The sequence below is a fragment of the Gordonia hankookensis genome (assembly GCF_014673215.1).
GTDB classification, from domain to species: domain Bacteria; phylum Actinomycetota; class Actinomycetes; order Mycobacteriales; family Mycobacteriaceae; genus Gordonia; species Gordonia hankookensis.
On the sequence record NZ_JACWMS010000002.1, the window covers coordinates 1,472,398 to 1,486,065 of the forward strand.

12 protein-coding genes and 1 pseudogene are annotated in these 13,668 nt (G+C 66.3%); 10 read left to right on the plus strand and 3 right to left on the minus strand.

The window, feature by feature from the left end; genetic code table 11:
* Positions 1–7: 7 nt before the first annotated feature.
* Positions 8–403 (minus strand): universal stress protein, encoded by a 396-nt coding sequence (locus IDF66_RS13915; protein WP_190267284.1) that lies wholly within the window; start codon positions 401–403, stop codon positions 8–10.
* Entirely contained in the window at positions 400–1,443 is a 1,044-nt protein-coding gene (locus IDF66_RS13920) for a 2-hydroxyacid dehydrogenase (RefSeq protein WP_190267285.1), read from the minus strand. Before IDF66_RS13920 ends, IDF66_RS13915 begins: the two co-directional genes overlap by 4 nt.
* A 366-nt stretch (positions 1,444–1,809) precedes the next feature.
* Between IDF66_RS13920 and IDF66_RS13925 the strand changes: the two genes are divergently transcribed.
* The 8 genes from IDF66_RS13925 to IDF66_RS13960 are packed head-to-tail and all read left to right on the plus strand — an operon-like array spanning position 1,810 to position 10,452.
* Entirely contained in the window at positions 1,810–3,387 is a 1,578-nt protein-coding gene (locus IDF66_RS13925) for an ABC transporter substrate-binding protein (RefSeq protein WP_190267286.1), read from the plus strand.
* Between the two features lie 17 nt (positions 3,388–3,404).
* Positions 3,405–4,331 carry an ABC transporter permease gene (locus IDF66_RS13930; protein ID WP_190267287.1) on the plus strand — a complete coding sequence of 309 codons (927 nt, stop codon included), beginning with the start codon at positions 3,405–3,407 and terminating at the stop codon, positions 4,329–4,331.
* A 26-nt stretch (positions 4,332–4,357) separates the two neighbouring features.
* On the plus strand, positions 4,358–5,356 hold the full coding sequence (locus IDF66_RS13935) for an ABC transporter permease (protein ID WP_190267288.1): 999 nt from the start codon (positions 4,358–4,360) through the stop codon (positions 5,354–5,356).
* Positions 5,353–6,372 carry an ABC transporter ATP-binding protein gene (locus IDF66_RS13940; protein WP_164310290.1) on the plus strand — a complete coding sequence of 340 codons (1,020 nt, stop codon included), beginning with the start codon at positions 5,353–5,355 and terminating at the stop codon, positions 6,370–6,372. The genes IDF66_RS13935 and IDF66_RS13940 overlap by 4 nt, the downstream gene beginning before the upstream one ends.
* The gene (locus IDF66_RS13945; RefSeq protein ID WP_190267289.1) at positions 6,365–7,396 is read left to right on the plus strand and encodes an ABC transporter ATP-binding protein; all 1,032 of its coding nucleotides are present in this window, start codon (positions 6,365–6,367) and stop codon (positions 7,394–7,396) included. The genes IDF66_RS13940 and IDF66_RS13945 overlap by 8 nt, the downstream gene beginning before the upstream one ends.
* The gene (locus tag IDF66_RS13950) at positions 7,393–8,109 is read left to right on the plus strand and encodes a sulfite exporter TauE/SafE family protein (protein ID WP_164310292.1); all 717 of its coding nucleotides are present in this window, start codon (positions 7,393–7,395) and stop codon (positions 8,107–8,109) included. The genes IDF66_RS13945 and IDF66_RS13950 overlap by 4 nt, the downstream gene beginning before the upstream one ends.
* Before the next feature lie 11 nt (positions 8,110–8,120).
* On the plus strand, positions 8,121–9,455 hold the full coding sequence (locus IDF66_RS13955; protein ID WP_190267290.1) for an enolase C-terminal domain-like protein: 1,335 nt from the start codon (positions 8,121–8,123) through the stop codon (positions 9,453–9,455).
* A 16-nt stretch (positions 9,456–9,471) separates the two neighbouring features.
* Positions 9,472–10,452 (plus strand): 2-hydroxyacid dehydrogenase, encoded by a 981-nt coding sequence (locus IDF66_RS13960; protein WP_190267506.1) that lies wholly within the window; start codon positions 9,472–9,474, stop codon positions 10,450–10,452.
* Positions 10,453–10,515: 63 nt separating this feature from the next.
* On the opposite strand, the pseudogene IDF66_RS23835 reads toward IDF66_RS13960, so the two are convergent.
* Positions 10,516–11,118 (minus strand): annotated as a pseudogene (locus IDF66_RS23835) (phosphatase PAP2 family protein); the annotation flags it as partial.
* A 131-nt stretch (positions 11,119–11,249) separates the two neighbouring features.
* Between IDF66_RS23835 and IDF66_RS13965 the strand changes: the two are divergent.
* Complete coding sequence (locus IDF66_RS13965) at positions 11,250–12,362, plus strand: ferredoxin reductase (protein ID WP_164310295.1); 1,113 nt, start codon at positions 11,250–11,252, stop codon at positions 12,360–12,362.
* 9 nt (positions 12,363–12,371) lie between these two features.
* Complete coding sequence (locus IDF66_RS13970) at positions 12,372–13,613, plus strand: fatty acid desaturase family protein (RefSeq protein ID WP_190267291.1); 1,242 nt, start codon at positions 12,372–12,374, stop codon at positions 13,611–13,613.
* Positions 13,614–13,668: the final 55 nt, after the last annotated feature.

The window sequence follows — 13,668 nt, forward strand, 5'->3', positions numbered from 1 at the left end:
GACAGAACTACACAGCGGCGCGGACCGGCGGCTTGACCGCCACGACGGGGCACTGGGCGTCGAGCAACACACGCTGCACCACGCTGCCGGTCAGCAGCTTGCCGACCGGAGAGCGGCGCCTCTGGCCGATCACCAACAGCTCGACTGCGTCGTCGTAGGAGGCGTCGATGAGCTGATCCGCGTGCGACAGACCCGGATCGTTCTTCGCGACACGGTAGGACACGTCCTCGGCCTCGGCCGTCGAGCGTGCGTTCTCGACGTCCACCAGGAACTCCGGTTGGGATGCACTGTCGCCGTCGGCGACCACCAGCACCTCCACTCCCCGCATCCGGGCTTCGGCGAAGCCGAACGGGAGGGCGCCCCGCCCTTCTGGGGTCGGGAGATAACTCAGGATCACGCTCATCGCGATTCCTTTCCGCGGAGGGTCGGATCCGGCGCAACCACGGGGGTGACCAGGTCGCCGGTTCGGAGATAGGTGTCGAGGTTCTGCAGGGTCAGTTCTTCCATCGCCGCGCGCGTCTCGACGGTGCCGCTGGCCAGATGAGGGAGCAGGACGACGTTGTCGAGTTCCAGCAGCGCGGCGGGGACCTCGGGCTCGTGGGCGAACACGTCGAGTCCGGCGCCCGCGAGTCGTCCGTTCTGCAGCAGCTCCACCAGGGCGTCCTCGTCGACGACGCTGCCGCGTGCGACATTGATCAGGAAACCGTTGGCGCCCAGCGCGTCCAGGACCTCCCGGTCGACGAGATGCCGCGTGCCCGCGCCGCCCGCCGCCGCGACGATGAGTACATCGACGGATGCGGCCAACTCCGCAGGTGATGCCACGTACCGGAACGGGGAACCGTCGACGACACGGCGGTTGTGGTAGGCGATGGTGCATCCGAACGCGGTCAACCGGTCCGCGATCGCGGAGCCGATCCGCCCGAGGCCCAGGATGCCGACCCTTGCGCCGGATACCTTGCGCGTCAACGGGACATTGCCTTCGACGGGCCAACGGCCGGCGCGCACGAATCGGTCGGCCGCGGTGAATCCGCGCATGGTGTCGAGTACGAGGCCGACAGCAGTGTCGGCCACACAGTCGGTGAGCACGTCGGGGGTGTTGCTGACGCCGATGCCCAGCTCGGCTGCACGGTCCACGTCGGTGGTGTCGTACCCGACGCCGAAGTGCACGATCGAGCCGAGATTCGGCAGCGCGGCCATCAGGTCGGCGTCGACGCCGGTCCGCCCCGAGGTGACCACGGCGGTCACCTCCTCGCCGTACTCGGCAAGGAAGGACGCACGGGCGTCTCCGTCGGGCAGGCGTTCGGCGCGGAAGTCGCCTGCCAGGGTCTCCTCGAGCGAGGGCTTGAGCGGACCGACTCGCAAGACCCTTCCTGCGGACTCTGGAAGGTCTTGTCCGACAACGACATCGTGTGATTCCGAAGTGTTGGCGAGGCTGCTGCTCATCGGTCCTCCTCGACCGTCGGGGACACAGATGTCCTCTACTGGATGAGTTCACGGTATGTGGGCCGCTGAATACCTGTCCAACACGCAAATAACATGGATCGATACCCAAACTGTATGAACGTCCCGCCGACGATTCGACGGACGCACCGAGGTGTCGGAGAACCGACAGGTCAGGGGCGGTTTCGGGGGCCGGCGACGCAATGGCGTCGACGCCGCGCGAGGGGTGACAACTCGCCAAAATCGCAGTTGACGGCCCTTTTGCGCTGTTGACGCCGCCGATCGAGCGCTCCTAGCGTGTGTCTACCGTCACAACCGCGGACCAGCCCCCCGCGAGTCACTTTGCAGTTCTGTTCATCGGAGGTCCCCATGCAGATCGCAGCCATGCGATCCCCGCGACGTCGCCGCATTGCCGGCGCGTTGGCCGTGTCGGCGGCGGCGATGCTGGCCGTCAGCGGTTGCAGCGTCGCCAACACGACCCAAGGCGAGTCCGCCAGCCCCGACACGCTGCGCATCGTCCTCCCGCAGGAGCCCCCGACGCTGGAACCCTGCGATGCGTCGTTGACGGCTACCGGCGTGGTGGTCCGCTCCAACATCACCGAACCGCTGATCGTGCGTGATCCGGGCAGCGGTGACCTGCAGCCGAAGCTGGCCAGCTCGTGGAAGCAGGTGGAACCGAACGTCTGGCGCTTCACCACGGTGTCCGGAGTCAAGTTCAGCAACGGTGCCACCTTCGACGCGCAGGACGCGGCGTTCTCGATCAAGCGCACCTTCAACGGGGCGATCGGCTGCGACGTGAACGGCTACGTCTTCGACGACAGCAAGACCGAGGTGAACGTCGTCGACCCCAACACCGTCGAGGTCCGCACCGAGAAGCCCGACCCGATCCTTCCGCTGCGGATCTCGTTCATCGAAATGGTCCCGCGTACCACCGACCCCGACGCCAAGGTGCGTCAGCCGATCGGCACCGGGCCCTACATGGTCGATTTCTGGGACTCCGGACAACGGATCGCGCTCAAGGCCAACCCGAACTACCACGGTGTCGCGCCGCAATACAGCCGCGCCATCTATCAGTGGCGTGCCGAGGGCAGTGTGCGGGCGGCCATGGTCACCAACGACGAGGCCGACCTGGCCACCTCGCTCGGCCCCGAGGACGGAGCAGGCGACCTCGGCACCGCATACGTCAACAACGAGACCACCGCACTGCGTATGCAGGCGACGGACGCGCCGCTCGATGACATCCGGGTCCGCGAGGCCATCGACTATTCGATCAACCGTGACGGCGTCGTCAAGGCACTGTTCCAGGGGCTCGGCAAGCCTGCGGCAGAGCTCGTCGGCAAGGGCATCGTCGGTTACAACGACGAGTTGACGCCCACGCCATACGACCTCGCGCACGCCAAGAAGCTCATCGACGAGGCGCGCGCCGACGGGGTGCCGGTCGACCGCACCATCCGCCTCATCGGCCGAACCGGTCAGTTCCCCAAGATCAACGAGACGATCGAGGCGATCCAGTTCTCGCTCAGCAAGATCGGGCTCAACGTCAAGATCGAGATGATGGACACCTCGGGGCAGATGCAGTACCAGACCAGGCCGTTCGTGCCGGGCTCCGGGCCGGTTCTGCTGATGATCATGCACGGCAACCAGGCCGGTGACACCCAGTTCACCCTGGACCAGTACATGCTCAGCGACGGCTACCAGAGCACCTACGGCACAGCGGCATACGACAAGGAGATACTCGCCGCCGAGGCGCTGACCGGTGACGCCCGTCAGGCCGCCCTCGCGAAAGTGCTCGCCGACGAACCCGCCAAGATCCGCCAGTATGCCTACATCGCGCACATGGAAGCCGTACTGGCCAAGTCGAAGAAAGTCGACTACCAGCCCAACTCGGCGACCGGCGATGAGATGCGCCTGGCCGAGATGACCCACGCGACCTCCCAGAACGACTGAAATAGAGGCGATGACCGATGTTCACCTTCCTCCGGCGCCGGATGTACACCAGCCTGATCCCGCTGATCATCGTCCTGTTCGGCGTGTTCTTCATGGCCCGCCTCACCGGCGATCCCACCAACCTGTATCTGCCCGTCTCGGCCACCCCGGACCAGCGAGCCGAGTTCGCGGCGGCTCACGGTCTCGACAAGCCGATCTGGCAGCAGATGTTCGACTACTTCTCCGGCGTCATACACCTCGACTTCGGTGAGTCACTCAAGACCGGTCAAGAGGCTGCGGGCATGGCGCTCAAGGCCTTTCCCGCCACCCTGCAACTGGCCTTCGTGACCCTGCTGCTCTCGATCATCGCATCGGTGATCATCGGCTGCTGGGCCGCCTACCGTCCGAACTCGCTCGCCGACCGGTTCTCCAGCCTGCTGTCGATGACCGCTGCCAGCGTTCCCGACTTCTGGTTCGCGATCACCGGCATCTGGATCTTCGCCGTCGTCCTCGGGTGGCTTCCGACGTCGGGAACCGGCGGTGTGCTCGCGTGGGTCCTACCGATCGCCACGCTGATGATCCGACCACTCGGCGTGCTCACGCAGGTGGTCCGGGGAGCCATGGTGTCGGCTCTGTCGGCGCCCTATGTGAAGGTCGCCCGCAGCAAGGGCGCAGGCGATCTGCGCGTGGTGAGCCATCATGCATTGCGGAACGCTGCCGCGCCGGCCCTCACGGTCGCAGGCGACCTCGCCGTCGGTCTGATCAACGGTGCGGTGGTGGTCGAGGCGATCTTCGGATGGCCGGGCATCGGCAAGTTGATGATCGATTCGATTCTCCAGCGCGACTTCGCAGTCCTGCAGGCGGCCGTGCTGCTGACCGCCGTCAGCATCTTCATCCTGAACATCGTGATCGATGCGGGGCTCGCCCTCCTCGATCCGCGGGTTCGCGACAAGGCCACGGTCTAGAGGCGCAAGGAACTCAAGGAGCCCACATGTCCATCGTCACCGATCCACTCGACACGACCAGTCCCGTCGCCTCGACCGATCCCTTGGGCGACTCCGTCGCCACCAAGAAGGCCCCCGCCGGCCAGATGCCCATGTGGCGACTGCTGCTGCGCGACAAGTTCGCCACCGTCGCCGCGGTCATCCTGGCCTTCGTGCTGCTCGTCGCGATCTTCGGTCCCTGGCTGGTCGGGGATGCCGCCACCGACCAGAATCTCGACGAGTCCAACCTGGCGCCGTTCAACCTCGACACCGGCTGGATGAACATCCTCGGCACCGATCCGCTCGGACGCAGCATGCTCGCCCGACTCATCGTCGCCTGCCAGACGACCTTGATGGTGTCGCTGCCCGCCGTACTCATCTCGTGTGTCATCGGCTCCGCCGTCGGAATGTGGGCCGGCTACCACCGTGGCTGGCGCGAGACCACCGCGATGCGCGTCGCCGACGTCATCATGAGCTTCCCGTCGTTGCTGCTGGCCGTCGTGGTGCTGTTCGTGTTCTCGCCGAGCGCGGCGAACATCGTCGCGGTACTCGCGATCACCCGCATCCCGATCTACCTGCGCACCGCACGAGCCGAATCGGCGGAACTCCAGAGTCGCGTCTTCGTCGACGCCGCTCGCACCTTCGGCGCCGGCAGTGGCCAGATCCTCCGTGGGCACGTGCTGCCGATCCTGCTCCCGACGTTGCTCACCGTCGCGACCCTCGATTTCTGCTACGTGATGCTGGCCGAGTCGTCGCTGAGCTTCCTCGGTATCGGCATCCAGCCGCCGGACATCAGCTGGGGCCTGATGGTCTCGCAGGGACGCACGTACCTGCAGACCGCGTGGTGGCTCTCGTTCTTCCCCGGCCTGGCGATCGTGATCACCACCGTGTCGGCCACGCTGCTCGCCGCCTGGGCCCGGATCGCCACCGACCCCGGGCAGCGCTGGCGCCTCACCACCCCCAAGGCCCGTAAGCGCGTCTTCTCCTCACGAAAGGCAGTGCGATGAGCGCCCCCACACTCGACCGGTCCGGAGCCGGCACCGACGATCGCGTCGCACTCGACGTGGCGGACCTGACCGTCGACCTGCGGACCCCCACGGGGACCGTGCGGGCCGTCGACCACGTGTCCTTCCGTGCCCGCCGCGGCGAGACCCTCGCGTTGCTCGGTGAATCCGGATGCGGCAAGTCGATGACGGCGCAGGCCCTGGTCGGCCTGCTCGATCCGATCGCCGAGGTCGCCGACGGCTCGATCACCATCGACGACGTCGACCTCGTCACCGCCAAGGAGTCGGTGCGGCGCCAGATGGCCGGCACCGAGCTCGCCATCGTCTTCCAGGATGCGCTCACCGCGCTCAATCCGGTGTACCCGGTGGGCACCCAACTCGCCGAGCCCTTCCGCATCCACCGCAAGATGTCGCGGAAGAAGGCCCGGCACGAGGCCATCGAACTGATGCGGCACGTCGGCATCCCCGAACCGGAGTCCCGGATCGACTCCTACCCCCATCAGTTCTCGGGCGGCATGCGGCAGCGACTGCTCATCGCCATGGCCGTCGCGTTGAGTCCCAAGGTCCTGCTCGCCGACGAGCCGACCACCGCTCTCGACGTGACCGTGCAGGCGCAGATCATGGCGCTGCTGCAACGGCTGCGCGAAGAACACGACATGGCCGTCGTCCTCATCACGCACGATCTGGCTCTGGTCGCCGAGCAAGCGGATCGCGTGGCGATCATGTACGCAGGCAACGTCGTCGAGACCGGTCCGGTCGCCGAGGTGTTCGGGAATCCGAAACACCCCTACACCAAGGGACTTCTGGATTCGGTACCGGTCAGCGCCGAACGCGGTGCCGACCTCAAATCCATCGGCGGTACCCCGCCCGACCTGCACTCGATCCCATCCGGCTGCGTCTATCAGGCGCGCTGCCCGATCGCCCGCAGTCTGTGCGTCCAGCAGCGCCCCGCCCTCATCGACGTCGGTGACAACCGGGCCGCGGCCTGCCACTTCTCCGAGGAGACCAGCAATGTCTGAGCGAAAGCCTGCTGACAGCACCGAAACCCAGGTCCTCGAGGTCCGCGACGTCGGCAAGACGTTCTCGGTCTCGGGCAAGTCCGGCCGTAAGGAACTCCGGGCACTCGACGGCATCGACCTCGATCTGCGCCGTGGTGAGACCCTCGGTCTGGTCGGTGAATCAGGCTGTGGCAAATCGACTCTCGCACGCACCCTGATGATGCTCGAGCGTCCGAACACCGGCACCGTGCGCTGGGACGGTACCGATCCGTACCGCCTGAAGGGCAAGGATCTGCTCGCCTTGCGGCGCAAGGTGCAGATGGTCTTCCAGGATCCGTATGCCTCGCTGAACAATCGGATGACCGCCGCCGAGATCATCTCGGAGCCGTGGCGCACCCACAAGGAGCTGTACCCGCGTAAGCGGGACCGGGCTGCCAGGGTCCGCGAGTTGCTGCACCTCGTCGGCCTGCGTCCCAGCGACGAGCACCGCAGCCCGCAGGAGTTCTCGGGAGGTCAGCGCCAGCGCCTCGGTATCGCGCGCGCGCTCGCGCTCAATCCCGAGGTGATCATCTGCGACGAGCCGGTCTCGGCGCTGGACCTGTCCGTGCAGGCGCAGGTGTTGAACCTCCTGAACGAACTCCAGCAGGAGCTCGACATCTCCTACATCTTCATCTCGCACGACCTGTCGGTGGTGCGTCACGTCGCTGATCGTGTCGCGGTGATGTACCTGGGGAGAATCGTCGAAACAGGTGGTACCGAAGCTGTTTTCGACAACCCGGCCCATCCGTACACCGAGGCGTTGATGTCGGCGGCGCCGACGCTCGATCCCGCCACCCGCCGCGAGCGCATCCTGCTCAGTGGCGAGGTGCCGTCGCCGCTGAACCCGCCGTCGGGGTGCAGGTTCCGCACCCGCTGCGCACATGCCACCGACATCTGCGCGACCGATGTCCCGCCGACGGTCACCGACCAGAGCGAGCCGGGGCATGTCGCCGAGTGTTACCACCCGCGAGGACGCGTCGCGCTCGGCATGCCCGCCGTGGCGTGAGTGTCGTGGCGTTTGCCGTCATCGCCGTCGCCGTCTGCATGGCCTCGTGCATGCAGGCGTCGATCGGTTTCGGCATGGGCATGCTGGCCGCGCCGGTCGTTGCGCTGGTGGACCCTGCACTGCTGCCGGGCACCCTCATCATGTCCGCCACGGTGGTCACCCTGATGGTGGTGGTCCGCGAGCGGGAGGGGCTCGACCTGCGTGGAACCGGATGGGCGCTGGTGGGCCGGGTACCCGGCACCATCGCCGGAGCGCTGCTCCTGGTGTGGCTGCCCGAACGAGGGCTGGCGTTGCTGCTCGCGGCGGTGGTGCTGGGCGGCGTGGTGCTGGCCTCGCTCGGATGGCAGCCCGCCCCGATGCGGCGCAACCTCGCCACCGCGGGTGCCGCGTCCGGTCTGCTCGGCACGGCGACCTCGATCGGTGGGCCGCCGATGGCGCTGGTGCTCTCCGGCGCCGAAAATGCCACGGTGCGAAGCAATCTGAGTGCTTTCTTCCTGGTCGGAAGCATCATGTCGATGGGAGCGCTGGCCGCGACCGGCAATCTGCACCGCGACATCGCCGGCGTGTTCGTGGCGCTCATCCCCGCGGTGGTCCTCGGCTATGTGGCCTCCCGCTACGTGAATCGCCACCTCGACAAGAACCGGCTGCGCATCGTCTCGATCGTCGTGTCGACGCTCGGCGCGGTGCTGCTCATCGCGCAGCAACTTCTCTGAAAGGACCAAGAATGACGACAACGACCCCGGTGGTCACCGAGATGCGGGTTGTCCCGGTCGCAGGCCGCGACAGCATGCTGCTGAACCTGTCCGGTGCTCACGCCCCGTATTTCACCCGAAACCTGGTCATCCTCACCGATTCCGAGGGCAACACCGGCGTCGGCGAGGTCCCCGGCGGTGAGCCCATCCGGATCACCCTCGACGACAGCAGGCCGCTCGTCGAGGGCCGCCGGATCGGCGACCACAACGCGGTACTCCAGGACATCCGGCGCACCTTCGCCGATCGCGACAAGGGCGGCCGCGGGGACCAGACCTTCGATCAGCGCGTCACCATCCATGCCGTGACCGCGGTGGAGGCGGCGCTTCTCGACCTGCTCGGGCAGCACCTGCAGGTCTCGGTGGCCGCCCTGCTCGGCGAGGGCAGGCAGCGTGATCGAGTGGCAGCGCTCGGCTATCTCTTCTTCGTCGGCGATCGCACCAAGACCGATCTCGACTACGCGGACGGCGCCGACGAGTCCGACGACTGGTTCCGGCTCCGCCACCAGGAGGCACTCGACGCCGACGGTGTGGTGGCACTGGCTGAGGCGGCTCAGAAGCGATACGGATTCGCCGACTTCAAGCTCAAGGGCGGCGTGCTCGCCCCGGACGAGGAAGCCGACGTGGTGACCGCGCTCGCCGAACGCTTTCCGACGGCGCGGGTCACGCTCGATCCGAACGGCGGATGGCTCCTCGACGAGGCGATCCGCATCGGCCGACGATTGCGCGATGTGGTCGCGTACGCCGAGGATCCCGTCGGTCCCGAGGGCCGATACTCGGGCCGCGAGATCATGGCCGAGTTCAAGCGGGCCACCGGCCTGCCGACCGCCACCAACATGATCGCCACCGACTGGCGCGAACTCGGCCACACGATCCGGACCAACGCCGTCGACATCCCGCTCGCCGATCCGCATTTCTGGACCATGGCCGGCTCGGTGCGTGTTGCGCAGCTCTGCGATGCCTGGGGTCTCACCTGGGGATCGCACTCCAACAACCACTTCGACGTGTCGTTGGCGATGTTCACCCATGTGGCGGCCGCCGCACCCGGTGACATCACCGCGATCGACACGCACTGGATCTGGCAGGACGGACAGCGGCTCACCGACGAGCCCTACGAGATCGTGGACGGGTATCTGACGGTGCCGGACCGCCCGGGTCTCGGCGTCGATCTCGACATGGACCGAGTGGAGGCCGCCCATCAGCTGTACCGCTCCGAGGGACTCGGTGCGCGCGACGACGCGGTCGGCATGCAGTACCTCATCCCGGACTGGTCGTTCGACAGCAAGCGTCCTGCGCTCGTGCGGAGGTGATCGGGTGCCCGGACCACTGAAGGTGGTGGTGGGGGAGCGCAACCTGCTGCCCCACCGCGAGCTACTGGTGTCCCTGCTGCCGTCGAGTGTGGAGTTGTCGTGGCATCCGACCTTCGACGAGGCGGCTCTCGTCGTGGATCTCGCCGATGCCGACGTCTACATCGGCGGTCGGGTCACCCCTGCGATGGCGCGAGCGGGGGTGGGATTGCAGCTGGTGCACACCGGCGGTGCGGGCACCGACAAGGTGTCCTTCGACGACCTTCCGGCCATCACTCAGGTGGCCAACACCTTTCACCACGAGGATTCGATTGCGGAGTACATCCTGGCGGCTGCCGTGATGTTGCGCCGCGGCCTGATCGCACAGGACTCGGCGCTGCGATCGGGTACCTGGGCGACGTCGGTGTATCAGGACGGAGTACCGCAACCCCCGACCATGCGTGGCGCGATGATCGGCTATGTGGGCTTCGGCCACATCGGACGGCGCACCGCGGATCTGATGGGCGCGATGGGTGCCCGCGGATGTGCGGTCACGGGATCGGGCCGGGTCGGTGACACTGCGGGACTCGACTGGCACGCCGACATCTCCGAACTGGGACGGCTGCTGAAGGAATCAGACGTGGTGGTCGTGTCGGCGCCTCTGAACGACCGGACGACGGGGATGATCGGCGCGGCGGAGCTCGCCCAGCTCGGTCCCGACGGTCTGGTGATCAACGTCGGGCGCGGCCCGCTGGTGGTGGAGCGGGATCTGTACGAAGCGCTGGAGGCCGGCACGATCGCGGGCGCCGCAATCGACGTCTGGTATCGATACCCGTCGGTCGGCGATCACGCGGAACCTTCAGGCATGCCCTTTCACCAGCTGCCCAATGTGCTGATGACGCCCCATACGTCCGGCGTCACGCGCGACACCTTTGTCGGGCGCGTCCATGATGTGGCCGACAACATCGGGCGACTCGTCGACGGCCGATCGCTCGAACGAGTGGTCTGGCCCGTTCGCTGAGGTCGTGCCGACACGACGTCGGCGCGGCTCGCGCCACGGGTCGGGGAGCAGCATCCCGGCGGCCGCGACGAGGAGAACCGAGATCACCACGTCGCTGGGGCGATGCCACCCGGCCGCAACGAGCGAGACGCCGATCACGGCAGCCCAGCCGCCGAGCACGATGCCGATCAATGGGCGCAGCACCGGGGGTGTGGCAAGGATCAGCACCACGGCGACGGCGGTGACCGCGGCGGCATGGCCGCTCGGTGCCGAGTTGGACGTCTCGGTGATCCAATCGTGGAGTCGTGGACGGGTCAGGACGTGATCGCGCAGGATGCGGGCGACCACGATGGCCGTCGGCGGAAACGCGAGCAACGCCGCAGTGACGATCAGCGTATGCCGGGCCTCGGCGCGTGAGCGAAACCGTCCGAGCTGGATCAGCACCACCACGGCCGCCGCCACGCCCAGCCACAGCAGCGGGTTGGAGACGACGTCGATCGTGACGATGGCGGGCACATCGGCTTTCGGGATGCGCCCGCCCGCGTCGAGAAGCCACTGGTCGATGCGTTGCCCGGTCGGTGTCCGGACCGCGACCAGGAAGACGCCTGCGGCAGCGAGGACGAGTGCGGCCGCGACCATCACTGCGCGTGAGAGGGAGGGGTTGCGCCCAGTGACAGTCGCGGCCATGTCAGCAACGCTAGAGGGCGAGTCTGGGAGCGACCTGGACGAAACCTGAGGGCCACCGATGTGCGGTGAACACTCCGACCGCGCTGCCCGATCTGTGTACAGTCGTACACCAGGAGGTGGGAGGAGCCCGTATGGACCTTTTGAAGTGGAGCAAGCGCCCGGCGGCCGACGTCGAGGCGAAGAAACCCGAGGTCAACATCGTGCGGGGCCTCATTGCCCGCGCAACGACGCCACTGTTGCCCGATGACTATCTGCACCTCATCAACCCGCTCTGGAGCGCGCGTGAATTGCGCGGCCGGGTCGTCCACGTCGAGCGTGAGACCGAGGATTCCGCGACGGTCACCATCCGCACCGGGTGGGGCTTTCCCGAGTCCTACAAACCCGGCCAGTACGTGGGGATCGGGCTGCAGGTCGGCGGGCGCTGGCATTGGCGGTCCTACTCGCTGACCTCGATCGGAAGTTCGGACGATCGGAAGATCGCGATCACCGTGAAGGCGAATCCCGACGGGTTCCTGTCGACGCACCTCGTCGACGGTGTCACTCCCGGGACGATCATCCGGCTCGCGGCACCCAAGGGCGACTTCCATCTGCCCGAGCCGTTGCCCGACAGCATCCTGTTCCTCACCGCGGGCAGTGGTATCACGCCGGTCATGTCGATGCTCCGGTCCGTGAGCTCACGCGAGCAACAGCCAGACATCGTGCACGTCCACTCGGCGCCCACGCGAGACGACGTCATCTTCCTCGAGGAACTCGAGGAGATGGACTCCGACATGGTGTCCTACAGCCTGCAACTGCAGCTCACCCGCGAGCACGGTAAGTTCGAACTCGATCAGCTCGATGCCGAGGTCCCGGACTGGCGTGACCGTTCATGCTGGGCCTGCGGGCCCGTGGCGATGCTCGACACCGTCGAGGAGCGCTACGCCGACGAAGGACTCCGCGACCAGCTCCACATCGAGCGGTTCGCCATCGCACGGACCGACGTGGGCGGTGAAGGTGGGACGGTCACGTTCACCAAGTCCGGCAAGACCACTGAGATCGACGGTGCCACAACACTCATGGAGGCGGGCGAAGGACTGGGCATCCAGATGCCGTTCGGATGCCGGATGGGCATCTGTCAGACCTGCGTTGTTCCGTTGGCCGGGGGCTACGTGCGCGACCTGCGCAGTGGCGATGAGCATCGTGAAGGAGATCGAATCCAGACATGTATCAGCACCGTGTCCGGAGAATGCACACTCGACCTGTGAAGGGGAGCAATGGCGATCACCGACATTGATCAATACGCACATCTGACCGACGCCGACGTCGAGGCCCTGGGCGCGGAGCTCGACGCCATCAGGCGCGACGTCGAGGAAGAACGCGGCGAGTCGGATGCCCGTTACATCCGGAGCTCGATCACCATCCAGCGCAGTCTCGCTGCGGGGGGCCGTGTGGTGCTGATGTTCAGCAACCGCAAGCCGGCGTGGGTGCTGGGAACCGCCATCCTCGGTCTCGCGAAGATCGTGGAGAACATGGAACTCGGGCACAACGTGATGCACGGGCAGTGGGATTGGATGAACGATCCCGAGGTCCATTCCTCATCCTGGGAGTGGGACACCACGTGCCCGAGTGTGCAGTGGAAGCACTCCCACAACTTCGTCCATCACAAGTACACCAACATCGTCGGGATGGATGACGACGTGGGTTACGGGATCCTGCGAGTGACACGCGATCAGCCGTGGGAGTGGTGGAACGTCGGGAATCCGCTGTACAACCTCACCCTCGGAACCTTCTTCGAATACGGTGTGGCGCTTCACCATCTGGAGACCGAGAAGCTCCGCAAGAAGGAGAAGTCCTACCGGCAGGCCTTCAAGGATCTGCGGATCATCGGCCGCAAGGTCGGCAAGCAGGCGGCCAAGGACTACCTCATCTTCCCGGTCCTCGCCGGTCCCAACTGGAAGTCGAACATCACCGCCAACTTCACCGCGAACATCATCCGCAACTACTGGGCGTACATGGTGATCTTCTGCGGTCACTTCCCGGACGGCGCCGAGAAGTTCACCGTCGAGGAGTACGAGAACGAAGATCAGCCGCGCTGGTATCTCCGACAGATGCTGGGATCGGCGAACTTTCGTGCCGGACCACTGATGCGTTTCATGAGCGGCAATCTGAGTCATCAGATCGAACACCACCTGTTCCCCGATCTGCCGAGCAATCGGTACGAGGAGATCGGGGTGCGGGTGCGTGAACTGTGCGACAAGTACGACCTGCCGTATACGACGGGTTCCATTGGGCACCAGTATTTCCAGTCGTTCCGGACCATCGCCAAGCTGGCTCTGCCCAACGCGTTGCTGAAGGCGACGTCCGACGACGCACCCGAGACGGCCTCGGAGTTGCGGTTCGCCGTGCGCGAAGGTGTGCAGAACCACTTCGGGGTCGATCCGGTGACTGGCCGGCGTCGGGGCCTGCGGACAGCCCTGCGGGAATTGAAGAATGCGCCTGTGCAGGCGGCCGGCTGACTCACACCATGGAGTTGATTCACACCATGGCGTTGTCGACAGACTGATGTGTGGC